The sequence below is a fragment of the Prauserella muralis genome (genome assembly GCF_003202285.1).
GTDB classification, from domain to species: Bacteria; Actinomycetota; Actinomycetes; order Mycobacteriales; family Pseudonocardiaceae; genus Prauserella_B; species Prauserella_B muralis.
The window spans coordinates 10,786-25,472 of sequence record NZ_MASW01000008.1; the positions used below are offsets into that span (position 1 = coordinate 10,786).

Annotated in this window: 9 protein-coding genes; all 9 read right to left on the reverse strand. The window is 69.8% G+C overall.

The window, feature by feature from the left end:
• Positions 1–57: 57 nt before the first annotated feature.
• The 9 genes from BAY60_RS34665 to BAY60_RS34710 all read right to left on the reverse strand — a co-directional run bounded on the left by BAY60_RS34665 (position 58) and on the right by BAY60_RS34710 (position 14,611).
• A complete protein-coding gene (locus BAY60_RS34665; RefSeq protein ID WP_091679433.1) occupies positions 58–3,156 on the reverse strand; it encodes a Tn3 family transposase in 3,099 nt (1,032 codons plus the stop codon).
• Between the two features lie 1,426 nt (positions 3,157–4,582).
• A complete protein-coding gene (locus tag BAY60_RS34670; RefSeq protein WP_005456801.1) occupies positions 4,583–4,966 on the reverse strand; it encodes a helix-turn-helix domain-containing protein in 384 nt (127 codons plus the stop codon).
• Between the two features lie 362 nt (positions 4,967–5,328).
• Complete coding sequence (locus tag BAY60_RS34680) at positions 5,329–6,180, reverse strand: phosphoadenosine phosphosulfate reductase domain-containing protein (protein ID WP_083844754.1); 852 nt, start codon at positions 6,178–6,180, stop codon at positions 5,329–5,331.
• 96 nt (positions 6,181–6,276) lie between these two features.
• A complete protein-coding gene (gene bioD, locus BAY60_RS34685; protein ID WP_005456800.1) occupies positions 6,277–6,957 on the reverse strand; it encodes an ATP-dependent dethiobiotin synthetase BioD in 681 nt (226 codons plus the stop codon).
• Between the two features lie 97 nt (positions 6,958–7,054).
• On the reverse strand, positions 7,055–7,840 hold the full coding sequence (fabI, locus tag BAY60_RS34690; protein ID WP_005456799.1) for an enoyl-ACP reductase FabI: 786 nt from the start codon (positions 7,838–7,840) through the stop codon (positions 7,055–7,057).
• A gap of 239 nt (positions 7,841–8,079) precedes the next feature.
• Positions 8,080–9,762: a dihydroxy-acid dehydratase gene (gene ilvD / locus BAY60_RS34695; RefSeq protein ID WP_005456798.1), complete on the reverse strand. Its 1,683-nt coding sequence runs from the start codon at positions 9,760–9,762 to the stop codon at positions 8,080–8,082.
• Positions 9,763–9,797: 35 nt separating this feature from the next.
• On the reverse strand, positions 9,798–11,243 hold the full coding sequence (locus BAY60_RS34700) for an NADP-dependent isocitrate dehydrogenase (RefSeq protein WP_005456797.1): 1,446 nt from the start codon (positions 11,241–11,243) through the stop codon (positions 9,798–9,800).
• Between the two features lie 46 nt (positions 11,244–11,289).
• Complete coding sequence (locus BAY60_RS34705; RefSeq protein ID WP_005456790.1) at positions 11,290–11,889, reverse strand: hypothetical protein; 600 nt, start codon at positions 11,887–11,889, stop codon at positions 11,290–11,292.
• A gap of 91 nt (positions 11,890–11,980) precedes the next feature.
• Entirely contained in the window at positions 11,981–14,611 is a 2,631-nt protein-coding gene (locus tag BAY60_RS34710) for a DUF2309 domain-containing protein (protein WP_005456785.1), read from the reverse strand.
• Positions 14,612–14,687: the final 76 nt, after the last annotated feature.

The window sequence follows — 14,687 nt, forward strand, 5'->3', positions numbered from 1 at the left end:
GATCTCGACCATGACCGGAACGACGTAGCGGACCCAACGGGTGGTCATCAGGATCCCTTACTTCGCGGTGACGCGCGCCCTTGTCCGGCGCGGCGCGGTGGCGTCGCCGGGGAACAGCGCCCCCGGCACCAGGTCCAGCGTAGTGACCGGCACCGCGTCAGGCGGCGACAGATCGAGCACCCAGTCCCCGAAGCGGCGGATGGTGTGGGTGATGTACGGGGAGATCGTGGCCAGATCGTCGGTGTCGATCGGGTGCCCGTCGGAGGCCAGCGCGTTCGCCGCGGCGGTGATGTCGCAGGCGTTGGAGTAGATCACGCAGTTCGCGAGCAGCTCGTTGAACTTGATGATCTTTTCCTGGTAGTCCGGGTCGTTACGCCCGACCGCCTCCCCGCCGAAACGCAGCCACGCGGAGAACCCGTGGAACGCCTCGGCCTTGTTGGTGATCGCGGTGATCTGCTCCCGCAACTGCGCGTCCGCGAGGAACCGCAGCAGCGTGATCGTGCGGATGACCCGGCCCAGCTCCCGGAACGCCCGGTACAGGCGGTTCTTCCGCGAGTTGTTGCCCAGCCGGCGCAGCAGCGTCATCGACGACAACCGGCCCTCGCTGATCGAGATCGCGGTGCGCAGCAGGTCCGTCCAATGCGTCTCGATCAGGCCCCAGTCGATCACGTTGTCGCCGAACAGCGAGTCGATGTGCGCGAACCCGGTGTCCGCGCTGGGCCGGTAGAAGTTCAGATCCGCCCAGTTGCGGATGCGCGGGAGCAGGTCGAAGCCGAGCAGCGCGGCGAGCCCGAAAACAGGCAGGGACTGGCCTTGGGTGTCGGCGTGGATCGTGTCGGGCTGGATCTCCGAGTCGTTGCGCAGCAACCCTTCGATGATATAGACGGCCGCCCACACCCCGCACGGGATGAAGTGGGAGAACAGGGCGATGTAGGTGTCGGAGATGTGCCGGTAGGCGATCCCGCCGTAGCCGCCGTAGCGGATGTGGGACTCGGCGAGGATGTTGTTCTCCCACGTGTCCACCTGCGTGCCGTCCACCGCGACCACCCGGCCGTCGCCCCACATCCCGGCGACGTCGAGCTTCGCGAACTCGTTGATCACGTCGGTGGACGCGGCGTCGATCTTGGCGCAAGTGGTGTGCTTGTTCGCCGCGATCGACAGCTCGTGCGCGCTGACCTGGTCACGCATGTGCCGCGCGACCTGCGCGGGGCCGAGAAGCGTGCCGTTGGCGAACACGGTCAGGACGTAGCGGGCCATCGCGTCGCGGATCTTCGGGTCCGATCCCGACGCCGGCCCGAAGTGCCGCGGCCAGCCGACCAGGTGCGCGGTGCGGGCCAGGATGTCCAGCAGCCCGCGTTCGGGCAGCCGCTGGTGAATCGACTCCTCCAGCGCCAGCGCGGACGGGCGCCGGTCGGCACCCTTGCGGCGCCGCAGGACCGGGCGGCCGTCCTCGAAGGACAGGTCGGTGTTGTGCGGGAACCCGGCGTCCACCACCGCGGCGATATCGGTCAGCGCCGCCCGGTAGTGCGCCGTGAGCTCCTTCGGGTCCGAGGGAATCCCGGCCTGGCCGCAGAACTGCTCGGCCAGCGGGACGCACTCATCCCAGGACATCAGCTGCGCGTGCAGGTTGGCGTAGGAGTCGGCGCCGACCACCGCGATGTCCCCGGAGCGCAGCTCGGAGGCGAGGTAGGAGAACACGCACACCTCCAGGTGACGGCGCACCAGCTTGCCCGGCCGGTCCTTCACCACCAGGATCTTGCGCCACGCCTCAGTGACGAAGTCGATGTCGATCGCCACCGTCACCGCGTCCGCCCCACGCCCGACGGTCACCTTCTCCGGGACGTACTCGCCGGTGCGGCCCCGGATCGCGCGCAGGAACTCCACCGCGTCGGCCACGCTGTGATCCGCGCTGGTCGGCTCCAGGTCGAGGGTGTCGAGCAGGGTGAACAGCGCCGAGCGGTGGCTCTTGTAGAACTTCTCCAGCAACGGCAGGTAGTTGTTGCCGTGGTGCGCCGACACCACCTCATGCGCTGCCGAGAGCTGCTCCACCCCGCCCGCGTCGGCCAGCGTCTTGAGCAGCAGCCGCCCGGCCCGCTCGGCCACCGCGGCCGCGGGTTCCGGCGCGGTCGCGCCGTCGTTGTCTGGTGCGGTGGCCTCCCGGGCGCCGGCCAGGACATCACCGAACACGTCCAGCAGCCGCTCGGACTCGGCGCGGTGCTGCTCATGCAGCTCGACCAGCCGCTCCTTGCCCTTCTTGTGGATCACCGCCATCCGCTTGCAGAACATCGTCGCGACCTCGTCCCGGGCCGTGGTCCGGCACTCGTGGATCAGGCTCGCCAGCAACGTCCACCGCTTCGCCTCGCCGATATCCCGCATGTCGCCGACGTCGGTCACCCGCGCCTCCCCGGCGAAATGCGCGATCTTCGTCGCCGGGATGCCGTCGAGCCACTGCTCGGTCGCGCCGAGCTCGTCCAGCGCTTGCAGGTGGGCCAGGCGAAGCTTGAACTTTCCCACCGACGCCGCCTTCGCCGGCGTCTTCAGCCGGTCAAACTCGCTGCGCCGCGATGTCGGGTCCAGCCACAGCAGCCGCGCGAGCCGCCGCCGGTCCGCCGCGTCCAGCCGGGTCGCGACCAGCCCGAACAACGCGGTGTTCGTCTCGGTGCGGCTCGCGGAGACCATCTTGTCCAGCGTGGTGAACCCCGGCAGCTCGCGCCGTGCCCGGACCAGCTCCTCCAGCGCGACGTTGATCAGGTCGGCCGGGTTGTCCTTCGTGGTGACCGCCTTGCGGATCGCTTTCTCGGCGATCGCGCGTGCCTCGGCGGGCTTGTAGACCACATTCAGTCGGTCACGGACGTAGTCACGGTGGCGACACAACGTCCGATCCGACTCGTGCACCGCCAGGACGTCCTCGGCCAGGCCCAGCGCGGCCCGGACATGGTTGATCACCACCACCGGCACGTCAGCCAGCTTCGGGAAATGCCCCAGCCGCTGGTAGCACTTCAGCAGCACCACCAACGCCAGGAAGTTCGGCTCGCCCTGACTCCGCCCCCGAGCCCACTCAATCTCGCCGGCGACCGGCGTGAACGCCTCCGCCAGCTCACGGACCGACACCACCCGCTTGAACCGAGGATAGGCGGTCCGATCGATCGAAGCCACCCAGCACCCCAGGCCCAGCCAGCGGACGTAACCCAGCGCACCCTAACCAACACCCGCCGCACCCACGTCACACGGGCTCTCTAACGATCTCTAGCGCCCTCTACCAGGCACTACCCGACCACTTGGCAGGTTTCTCCCGTATCCCGGCGGTCCCCCTAGGAGAAGGTGACGCCCGCGCAGTCCGGGCACAACGGCCCGGCGGGCTCGCGGCGGAACACCGCGGCTAGTTGGCCGCAGCAGTGGCAGTGCTCGTGTGTGAGCCGTACCGCGTCCACACAGGACAGGCAGACCGGGCCCTCCGGCCAATGTCGTTCGGCGCGGGCGGTGGTTCCGCATCGGGTGCAGGGGACCTGGGCGGCCAGGTAGCACGGCACGCACCTGGCCACACCGTCCGTAGCTGGCACGGACATCGACGGTCGTTGCCCGCAGTCGGTACACGGCGGACCGGGCCGCACCACTTCCCAGCACGCTTTGCACCACGGTCCATTATGGTCACGCGCGCACACCACCTTGTGGACGCCGCAGCCCGAGCACGGTTCGGCCAGCGTCTGGCGGCGGCAGCCGTCGCACCACGGTTCGCCGTCGGCGTCGCGGTAGGCCACCAACCTGGTCCGGCCGCAGTTGTGGCACGGCTGGCGTGGCCCAGCTTGCTGGGCGCAGGCCCGGCAAACCCCCGTGCTCAGAATCCCGACCTTGCGGGTCTTCCCGCAGCGCGGGCACAGCACCTCCGGCGCACGCCGGTTGTCGCACTTCTCGCACAGTGGCCCGTCCTCGATGAGCCGAGCCGCAGGCTTGTCCTCGCCGCAGTCGATGCACCGGCGCAGCGGCCGTTGATGCCCGCGCTGCCAACACCGCCGGCACACCGGCCGTTTCTCGTCGTCGCGGACGGTGACCGGCGCCGTCTGGCCGCATCGTGAGCAGGGCTCGGCCAGATGCGTCCGGCGGCATCGTTCGCACCACGCTCCTTCCTCGGTGTGGGCGGCGGCCAGCACGACCTTGCCGCACATCCAGCAGGGCTCGCGGGGAACGGTCTTGCGGTGGCAGGTGTAGCAGACCCGGCCCTGCGGGCTGTTCTTCGTGGCCTTCATCGTCCGCCCGCATACCGAGCAGGGCAGCGGGACGCGCCGCTCGCGCTGCCAACACCGCGAACACACCGGCTGCCCGTAGCGCCGCGCGGCCACCCGCCCCGACCGACCGCACAGCGAGCACGGTTCGGCCCGGCGCTTTCCGTTGCAGTTCTGGCACCACGCCCCCTCCGCCGTACGTCCAATCGGAACGGTCAGACGGCCACACCCGACACAGCTCTCCTTGTCCCGGCGGGCGTGGTAGCAGGTATGGCACAGCCCGCTAGCGACCAGAGATCGGTCGCATCCACAGCTGGCGCAGACACCTCGCCCTTTCCCCACGTGCGTGACCCGGTGTCCGGTCAGCTCTCGGCGTCGAAGAAGTCCGCGGACAACAACGGCATGTCCGGCACGGCCGGCCGCGGACCCCGGCGAGCCGGCTCCTCGGTGGCCGATTGCGGCTCGACCTCCACCGCCAGGTCCTCGAAGCGGCAGTCGAGGATCTTGCACAAGGCCAGGATCAACTCGATCGGCATCTTCGGCGGACGTTCGGTGCTGACGAGCCGGTAGATCGAGCTGCGGTCGAACTCGAAGCCGTACTTGCGCAACTCCGGGATCAGCTTCGTGGTGGTGTACCAGTTCTTGCGGACCGCCATCAGCTCACGCAGCCGCCACTCGTAGCGCGGCTGCCGGACCTGCACGTCGTCGTTCTGCTCGTCCGGTCCTTGCCGGGACACCGCGTTCATCGCACCCTCCTCCGGCGGCCAGCAGGCTCACCTGACGTGTGATCGCTGAAGTCGTCGTCCATCTCCGCCTCCGTCTCGGCCATCGCGAAGGCGCGTTGCAGCACGGCTTCCTCGGCACCGCGTCCAGGTGCTCGCGGACCTTTAGGTTCTTGAAGTCGCTGCTGACCGCCGTGTAGATCGCCGTGGTCGCCGCGTGGGAATGACCGACCTGGTCAGTGACGAACTGCCCGTCATAGCCGGACTCGATCAGCCTGGTCACGTACGTTCTCCTTCTTCCCGCACTCGGCGTGTGCGGTGGGGTTCGTGTGGCGATTGAGCAGGGACGGCCTTTGTGACTTTGTTCGCCGCGCCAGCGACGGCTCTCAGGCTGCGCGTGGCCTGGTGTCGTGTGCGCGCTTGTTGGTGTGGCTGCTGATGCGGAGTTCGAGCCGCACGGTTTGGTTGTGGCAGCGGTACAAGGCGCGTGGGTCGAGCCAGTCGGCGTCCCGGTTGTCGTCCGGCGCGAGGCCGACGGCGGTGGGTATGCCGAGATCGGCATCGGTGTCGGTGAACAACGTGCCGGCGCCGAGCGTGATCTCCTCGCCGACCGTCGGCGTGACGGGTGCCAGGGACCGCGCTATGTCGCCACAGTGCTCGGAGCGACGTGTCTCGACCACGATGGCGACGAGTCGTCCCGGTTGGCCGACGGGTGCGTTCTCGAACGAGACGTAGTCCTCGGCATCCGGACCGGTGAGCAGGAACACGGTGCCGTAGCGGTCGGACTGGCGTTCGAACCTCGGCCACCACAGTTGGCCCTGGCCGAGCTCGATCGTGGCTGTCTCCTCGGTGTGTCCCGCGGTTGCGGCTTGCTCGGCGGCGGTGATGATCTCGGCCATGGACAGGTCGTTGCGGAACCGGTGCCCGATCTCGGCTTCCAGCTCCGCGTACTCGGCGGCCAGTTCCGGGCGTAGTTGTGCGGCGCGAACCAGATCCGCGCGGCTGGCGAGCACACAGAGGGAGCACGACAGGCGGGTCATGCCCTGGTCGTAGGCCGGGTGGTACGGCACACCTGACGCATGGATGCGTTGCCATACCTGGGTTTCGGTCCAGTCGTGGATCGGAAGCCAGGTGTCGACAGTGCGCCGGCCGCTGCTGGCAGCCTCGCCACGACTCAGGCGAGCCTGCTGGCGCAGAGCAATACCGTTCCGCGTCGAGTTCTCACCTCTCGCGATCACTCATGGTGACTGTCGCTGCCGGGTGAAACTGACCCGGTCTGACCAACCGCTCGGGTCCAGGACGTGGGTAAGCGGGTCAGTGACCGAGGGGCGTGGTCAGGGATTGCGTGCCGAGGGGGGCTCGCCGCTGATGGCGCGCCAGGCCGCGTCGGAATCAACGGTGTCGGCGAGGTCGTGGTTGGTGAGTACGGCGAGCGCGTCGATGGCTGTCAGCCAGTCGCGGCTACGCCGGTGCACCTCGTCGCTGGGGTCGTATCGGTTCAGGACGACTAGCACCTCGTGTCCGGTGAGGGCTCGCGCGGCGAGGCGCACCTGGGACACAACTCCTAGGACAGGCTCGGTGACCAGTAGCACGAGGTCCGGTCTCACCCGCTGCGCCAGTGAGAGGGTGTCGCCGTCATGGGCGATTGGTGAGCACAGCCCGCCTGCGCCCTCGACGAAGCCGATGGCGACGTCTGAGGGCCAGTCGAGTTCGGCGACGAGGTCGTCGAGCAGGATCGGAGCCAGTTGTAGGGTGTCGGCGGCCATCGGTGGCGCGAGGGGTACCGGGTACCACCGGTGTGGCGGGCACACCGTGTCGGCGGGCGTGTCAGTTGCCTCGCCGAGCACGGCGGCGTCGGTCGCGGTATCACCGGGTGTGAACGACTGCGCCGGTTTGCGGGCCGCGACCTCGATGCCAAATGCTCGCAATCGTCGCGACAAGGCGGCGGTCACCCAGGTCTTGCCGACCTCGGTGCCGGTGCCGGTGACCAGGATGAGTCGGCTAGGTCGGGTCATGGAGCGCCCACCGGGTCAACCAGCCGAGATCTTGCCCAGTCTGCGCCAGGGCACCTGCCCTGATCAGTGTGGAGGTGTTGGATGTCCTCGTGGCCCATCATGATCCCTGTTGGCGCAGGGGCGCGGCCATGGCGTGGTAGCCGCCGTCGACGTGGAGGATCTCGCCGGTGATAGCGCGGGCGAGGTCGGAGAACAGGAAGCAGACGGCGTCGGCCACCGGGGTCGAGTCGGCTGGGTCCCACCGCAAGGGCGAACGGGTTGCCCAGGCGTCGAGCAGGGCTTCGAAGCCGGGGATGCCGGTGGCCGCCCGGGTATGGATCGGCCCGGCCGCGACGAGGTTGACCCGGATTCCGGCAGGCCCGAGGTCGCGTGCGAGGTACCGGTTGAGCGACTCCAGTCCGGCTTTGCAGACGCCCATCCAGTTGTAGACCGGCCACGCGGCGCTGGCGTCGAAGTCGAGCCCGACCAGGCTGGCGCCGGAGGGTGGGGCGAGCCGGTTCACCGCCGCGGCGAGCGCGGCGAGGGATACGGTGCTGGTCTGGAACGCCAGTCCGATCCCTTCGGGGCGGGCGTTGAGTAGGGGGCCTTCCAGGGCGTCGGCGGGTGCGAAGGCGATGGCGTGCAGGGCGCCGTCGAGTCTCTCCCACCGCTCAGCGATCGTTGCGGTGAGCCGGGCGGTGTCGTGGGAGGCAGTGGCGTCGAAGGGGATGACGTCGATGTCGCCGGTGAGCTGCGCTGCCGCCGCACGGGCCCGATCGAGATCGCGGGGGAGCCCGGTGAGCAGCACCTCGGCGCCGAGTTGTTGGGCGCGGCGGGCGACGGCGAAGGCGATGCTGTCGGTGGTGACGACCCCGGTCACCAGGATGTGCTTGCCGTCCAACACAGTGCGGCTCCTTCGCGGGGGTTGGTGTGTGCGGCCCGGCAGGCGTGGGTCGTGACCGCTTGGTGGACGTCGATGGCCCGGCGGATGCAGGGTCCGGTCGTGGCGGTGATTCCTTCGACAGGGCGGTCGGCGCTGGCGGCACCGCCGATGCGCCCCGCAGGCCGTGCCGCCGGCACGGCGATGGGAGAAAAGCCGGATCGCTCGCGTGACATGATGGTGTTTGCGTCGGGTGGGGCTGCTCATCGTGGGGTGGCGCCGACGAGCGCCCCCTGCGAGGCGCAGCCGACGAGGCGGCTGTACTTGGCTAGGAAGCCGTTGCCGGTCGGGGCAGGGGGTGGGTGCCAGCGGTGACGGCGTCGTTCGAGTTCGGCAGGGTTGACGTCGAGATCGATGGTGCGTGCCGGGATGTCGATCATGATCGGGTCGCCGTCGGCGACCAGCGCCAGCGGCCCGCCGGCAGCGGCCTCGGGGGCGACGTGGCCGACGCAGAGGCCGGTGGTGGCGCCGGAGAAGCGGCCGTCAGTGACCAGCGCCACCTGGTCACCCAGGCCGGTGCCGCGGACAGCGGCGGTGACGGCGAGCATCTCCGGCATTCCCGGTCCGCCGCGTGGGCCTTCGTACCGGATCACGATCACCTCGCCTGCGGTGAGGCGACCGCCTGAGACGTAGCCCATGGCGGCGTCTTCGTTGTCGAAGACCCGGGCTGTGCCGTGGAAGCGGTCGACGGTCAGGCCGGCCATCTTGACCACCGCGCCGCTGGGGGCGAGTGCCCCGCGGAGGATGGCCAGGCCGCCGTCGGGGCGGAGCGGGTCATCTGGCGTTCGGAGGACCGTACCGTCGGGTTTCGGGGCTGCGAGTTCGGCGAGGTTCTCGGCCAGGGTGGCTCCGGTCACGGTCAGGCAGTCGCCGTGGAGCAGTCCGGCGTCCAGCAGCGCGGCGAGCACTGCGGGCACGCCACCGACCTGGTGCAGGTCGGCCATGACGTGGCGCCCACCGGGACGGAGATCGGCGATGTGGGGGGTGTGTCGGCTGATCCGGTCGAAGTCGTCGAGGGTCAGGCGGACGCCGGCTTCGTGGGCGATGGCGGGTAGGTGCAGCGCGGCGTTGGTCGACCCGCCCAGGGCCATGACCACGGTGATGGCGTTCTCGAAGGCTTCGCGGGTGAGGATGTCGCGTGGGCGGATCCCGGCGCGCAGGGCGGCGACGGCGGCCGCTCCGGTGTCGTGGGCGATGCCGGGGCGTGTGGGGTCGATGGCGGGGGCGGATGCCGAGCCGGGCAGTGCGATACCGAGGGCTTCGGCTTCGGCGGCGATCGTGTTGGCGGTGTACATGCCGGCGCACGATCCGGCTCCTGGGCACGCGGCGCGCTCCAGCTCGTCGAGGTCGTCGGTGCTGAGCAGGCCGCTTGCCTGCGCGCCGACGGCCTCGAACACGTCCTGGATCGTCACCGGCCGACCCTGCCAGCTCCCGGGGAGGGAGGAGCCGCCGTACAAGAACGCCGTGGGTACGTTGAGGCGTGCGGCGGCCATGAGCATCCCGGGAAGGCTCTTGTCGCAGCCGGCGATGGTGACCATCGCGTCGAGTTGTTCGGCCTCCATGACACACTCGACCGAGTCTGCGATGAGGTCCCGGCTGGGAAGGGACGCGCGCATGCCGCGGTGCCCCATGGCGATCCCATCGGACATGGCGATGGTCGAGAACCGCATCGCCACCCCGCCCGCCTTCCTGACCCCGTCGGCCGTCGCGCCTGCCAGGCGGTCCAGGGCGATGTTGCAGGGTGTGAGGTCGTTGGCGGCCGCGGCCACACCGATCTGCGGCCGGGTGAAGTCCTCGTCGGCGAACCCGACTGCCCGCAGCATCGCCCGGGCCGGTGCTCGGGTGACGCCGTCGGTGACGATTCGGCTACGGTGACGCGGGTCCATGTCTTCTCCCGGCTTCGCTTGGTCAGCTCGGCCCTTCATTGGCCCTGGCCTCGGGTGAATGCGGGTTCGCCGTCGAAGGCGTAGAGTCCTTCGGTCTTGATCGGTTCGATGCCGTGCTCGACCATGCGGGCCTGGAGGGCGACGACCTCGGCGGCGGTGGTGGTCCCGCGCGGGTCGAGGAAGCGGCATCGCCAGTGGTCGGTGAGCAGGGTCTCGGGCGCGCCGCCTGGCCAGACCTTCTGTCCCCGGTTGGAGATCATGTCAAGGTGCAGGGGTGCGGCGAACGGACGAAGCTTGGCGGCGAGTTCGTCTGGGGTGGTGTCTGGGCTGTGGACGAACACGTCGACGCCGAGCTGGGTCTTGGCGGCAGCGGATCGGCCCGCGAGCTTGACGGTGATCGGCCTGTGCTGGGCGTAGTGCGTTGCCGGCAGCCGGGTGGGTTCTTGGCCGAGACGGTCGATGACCGATGCCGCGAACGCCGTGGTGCCGACCTTGGAGGTGCTGGTATCGGGCTCGTAGATGTCGTAGGTGTGGATGCCGTCTTCGATGGTCCGCAGCCAGGCGTTGTGGACTCGGCTCGCGACGTCGGCTTGTCCGATGTGGACCAGCATCTGTACCGCGGCCAGCAGCAGCCCTGAAGGATTCGCAACGTCTTGGCCGGCTCGCCGGGGGGCGGATCCGTGGATGGCTTCGAACATGGCGACTCGCTCGCCGATGTTCGCGCTTCCGGCGAGGCCGACAGATCCGGCGATCTGGGCGGCGACGTCGGAGAGGATGTCGCCGTAGAGGTTCGGCAGGACGACGACGTCGAACGCCTCGGGGGTGTCGGCGAGCTTGGCCGCACCGATGTCGACGATCCAATGCTCTGCCTGGATATCGGGGTAGTCGGCGGCGACCTCGTCGAACACCCGGTGGAACAGGCCGTCGGTCATCTTCATGATGTTGTCCTTGGTGAACGCTGTCACCTTGGTTCGCCGATAGGCTGTGGCGTACTCGAAGGCGTAGCGAATTACCCGCTCGCATCCCTGCCGGGAGATGAGCTTGAGGCACTGCACGACCTCGTCGGTCTGGCGGTGCTCGATGCCGGCGTAGAGGTCCTCTTCGTTCTCCCGAACGATGACGACGTCCATGCCAGGGTGCTTGGTGGCGACGAACGGTGCGTAGGCGACGCATGGCCGGACGTTGGCATAGAGACCGAACGTCTTGCGCACGGTGACGTTGAGGCTCTTGAACCCTCCGCCTTGCGGGGTGGTGATGGGCGCCTTGAGGAACACACCCGTGCGGCGGATCGACTCGAGCGCCTCGGGAGTGACGCCGGCGGGGTTGCCAGCCTGATAGACCGACTCTCCGATGGTGATCGTGTCGATGTCAAGGGCCGCGCCTGCGGCGTTGAGCACCGAAAGGGTGGCTTCCATGATTTCCGGACCGATTCCGTCTCCGTGGGCGACGGTGATCGGTGCGGATGTGGAATGCGTGGTCATGCTGCTCCTGAGACCGAGGACGTGACGGGACGGGACGCTGGATGGGCTAGGGGCGAGTCGTGGCGGTGCCGCGTGCGAGCCGGCATCCGGCGCTGGTCGTGCCGCACGGTCCACTGATGCCCTGCTCTGGGTCATCGATGTACCAGTGGGTCGCGACCAGGCGCGGGTAGCGGCTGCCGAGTTCGGTCAGGGTGGCGTGGACGGTGTCGCGGGAGTCGGTGTGCGCGAAGACCGGAAAGAACGCTCCCGGCAGGCTCGCTGCGGGCGCCGCGCCTTGCACCAGGACATCGAGGATCAGGCGCCGTCGCTGGTGGGGGTTGTGTGCCTCGCGCAGGGCGGAACCGTCCAGCCAGCACAGCGACCACAGCCCGGACACCGAGGAGGAGGTCCGGATCCCCACCGGCACTGCTGGCGGGCGCCCTTCCGTGGGGTCCCCGACGGCGCATCCGCAGGTCTGCACATGCTCGCCGCACGGGAACAACGTGGGCAGGTCCGCGTCAAGCTCGCGGCGGATCCAAATCCCGAGCAGGGCGTCCCGCTGAGCTGGATCGCCGCCGTAGCGCCGGTGGTGGACCAGGTAGTCGCTCGCCTGCTCGACGGCGACCTCGGCGTGGTCCACACTTGAGATCAGTAGAAGCGCGCTCATCGGGTACCTCTCTTTCCAAGCGGCTCTGTTACGTGGGGAGTTAGGACAGGTCGTTCCGGGTGGGACGCCGCCATCGGGTGGTGTGGAGCGGTCACGGGAGCGCCTGCCGGGATGTCGGTGCTGGCGTGTCGGTGCTGGGGTGCCAGGGCTGCCACCCGGTGGGGGTGTAGCGGTGCCACGGGTCGTCGGGCTGTTCCCGTGCGGCGAGTCCAATCCAGTCGTGGCTGAACATGTGGTGCAGCATTGTGTGGCGGGCGATGAGGGTGTCCAGCCTGGGCAGGGGTGCCTGCACGATGGCGAGCAGGCGTTGCGGTTCATGTCGGGCGTGGTGGCCGTCGGTGAGGGACTGCCAGGGCAGGCCGGGCTGGAGGTCACTGGTGTGGCCGGTCATGACGCCCAGGCCCCCACCGGTGACGTTGTGCAGGGTTTTGCTGCCGGCGCCGAAGGACTGCGGGTCGACGGTGGCGAAGTAGTACTGGCTGTTGATCCAGTGTGCGACGACGAGCGGCGCGGTGAGGATTGTTTCCAGGACGGTGCCGGTCGGGTCGAGGTCGGGATCGTAGTCGTGGAGGAACACGCGGCTGTGCAGGTCGATGCCGCGGGTGAGGGCGCGGGGCGCGATGAGGAAGGCGGCGTTGTCGGCGAGACCCCATTCCGGGAAGACCTGGGCCCAGTCACGGGCCCGGGCGCGGGTGTGGCGCGCCGCGTGCCGCGGGCGGGGCCGGGTGGGTGCGCCCGGCAGGATGGCGCAGCGTTCGGCGGCCAGCCGGGTGCCGGCCGTGCGGAGGTCGGCGGTGAGCCTGTCAGCGTCGCGGCGGTGGGTGGCGGGCAGGAGGTGGGTGTCCAGCAGGCGTACGGTGTCGGTGGTGGTGTCGTGTTCGGCCGGGACGAACCAGGTGTCGTCGGGAACGGTGATGCCGCGGTCGGCCAGGTGAAGGCGGACCTGCGGATCGTTGAGCAGGGCGGCGGCCGTGCGGGCGTTGGGACCTCCGGGATGTCCCCCGCAGGCGCCGCAGTCCAGCGCGGCCTGGTAGGGGTTGTTGTCGGTGTGGGCGCGGTGCCCGCAGAACACGACCAGCCGCGCGAACCCGCGGGTCAGGCCCATCAACGTCAGGATGGTTTCGGCGGTCGCGGCACGCTCCTCGGGGGTGAGCGCCTCGGCGATGGAGATCTCGGTCTGCGGCTCGGGCGTGATGCGGCGGGCCCACCACGCGCCTGTGGCGCCGGCGGCACGGGGAGTGAAGGTCTTGGCCGCGGCCAGCGGCCCGGCCAGCCAGCCGGCGGCTTCGGCGAGGGCGAACGGCGCCAGCAGGTCGTCCTTGGCGGCGTGCAGGGAGTGCTCGGCGGCGGCGAGCACCCTGCGGCCGGCCAGTGACCGCTCGGCCGCGCGCCGCCGACCAGGGGCGGGGTGCTCGGTGAGGGTGTGGCGAGGCGTGATCGGGCCGGGACACTGGGTGCGAGCGGCACCCCCGGCGAGGTCGCGGTAGCGCATGGCGACGGCGAAGAAACCGGCGAAGCCCAGGGTCTGGTAGCTGCCGAGGACCTCCAGGTGGCGGCGCAGTCCTTCGGAGCGGGGATCGATGCAGCACACCACCTGCGCCCGCGGTGGGGCTTCGGGCAGTTCGGGCTGGGGCCGGCCGAGGATGCGCAGCAGCAGCCGGCTCCGGTAGTGGTCCTCGTAGGCGTCCAGCCAGACCAGCGCCCGCTGCTGGATCGGCAGCTGGTCGAGCAGCTCCACCAGCTCGCTCCGTTGGGCGGCATCGGTGTCGGTGACTTCCAGCGCTCCCAACAGGTGGTAGGCCCGGTCGTGCGGGTCGACGGTGGCCTGCCGGGTGTCGAACCGGCTCGCGGAGGCCCAGGACCACGCTGTGCCGGGAGCGTGGGAGCCGGCGAGCGCGGCGGCTTCGACGGCCAACCGCAACGCGAGGTAGTCGACGAGGTCGATGCCGCTGTCGGGCCGCTCGCCGCGCCACCGGACGTGGGCGGCGAAGCCGGGCAAGCAGGCCAGGTGGGCCTGCAGGTAGCGGGTCCGCTGGTCGTCCGGGACACCGAGCGCGGCCAGCGCGTCCAGGATGGTGTGCTCGGCGCGTTCGGGCAGGTGCCGCAGCCGCGCCCGCACCGGCCGCGGCAAGGTTCCGTCATGGGCGGCCAGCGCCCGCCACGCCGAGTAGAAGCCGCGGTCACGACCCGGCATCCGCCAGGTGGACTGGCCTTCGTCCAGGTAGGCCGCGCACCACTGGATCGTGTGGGTGTTGAGCAGGGCGGCCACCTCCGGGGCCAGTGCTTCGGCCGCGGTGCGTGCCTGACGGCGCGGCGGTGGACACGCGATGCCCTGGTGCAGATCGGCCACCAGCAGGTCGACCGGGTCGTAGGCGCGGTTGCCGAGAGTGAGCGGGCCCCGCTGTAGCGCCGTGGGGTGGCGGCGGGCCAGCGCGGCGCGCAGGTCGTCGTCGGTGATCCGGCCGCGCTGCCAGGCGGCACGTAGCCAGGTCTCGTCTGGGGTGACTCGTGCTCCGAGCAGATCCGCGGCGGTGGTGGCCGCGTCGGCGAACGGGCGGTCCAGCAGGCCGGACAACGGGTTGACCGCGATGAAGTCCGCCAATGGCCAGGTCGGAGCCAGGAATCCGGCCGCGTCGGCGATCTCGGCGCGCACTGCCGCCTGCTGTGTGGCGACGTCAGAGACGGCATCGGGGGCGAGGTTGGTGGCGGGGCCGGTGGTCATGAGTGTGAACCCTCCTGCGCGAGCACGACGCGACAAGTGGCGGAACGTGCGACCGTGGAGAACAGGGGAAGCCACG

Bases quoted from the DNA above. Each gene is read 5' to 3' on its own strand.
- BAY60_RS34670 (WP_005456801.1), bottom strand. From the start codon at position 4,966: ATGAACGCGGTGTCCCGGCAAGGACCGGACGAGCAGAACGACGACGTG.
- bioD (WP_005456800.1), bottom strand. From the start codon at position 6,957: ATGACCCGACCTAGCCGACTCATCCTGGTCACCGGCACCGGCACCGAG.
- ilvD (WP_005456798.1), bottom strand. From the start codon at position 9,762: ATGGACCCGCGTCACCGTAGCCGAATCGTCACCGACGGCGTCACCCGA.
- BAY60_RS34700 (WP_005456797.1), bottom strand. From the start codon at position 11,243: ATGACCACGCATTCCACATCCGCACCGATCACCGTCGCCCACGGAGAC.
- BAY60_RS34705 (WP_005456790.1), bottom strand. From the start codon at position 11,889: ATGAGCGCGCTTCTACTGATCTCAAGTGTGGACCACGCCGAGGTCGCC.
- BAY60_RS34710 (WP_005456785.1), bottom strand. From the start codon at position 14,611: ATGACCACCGGCCCCGCCACCAACCTCGCCCCCGATGCCGTCTCTGAC.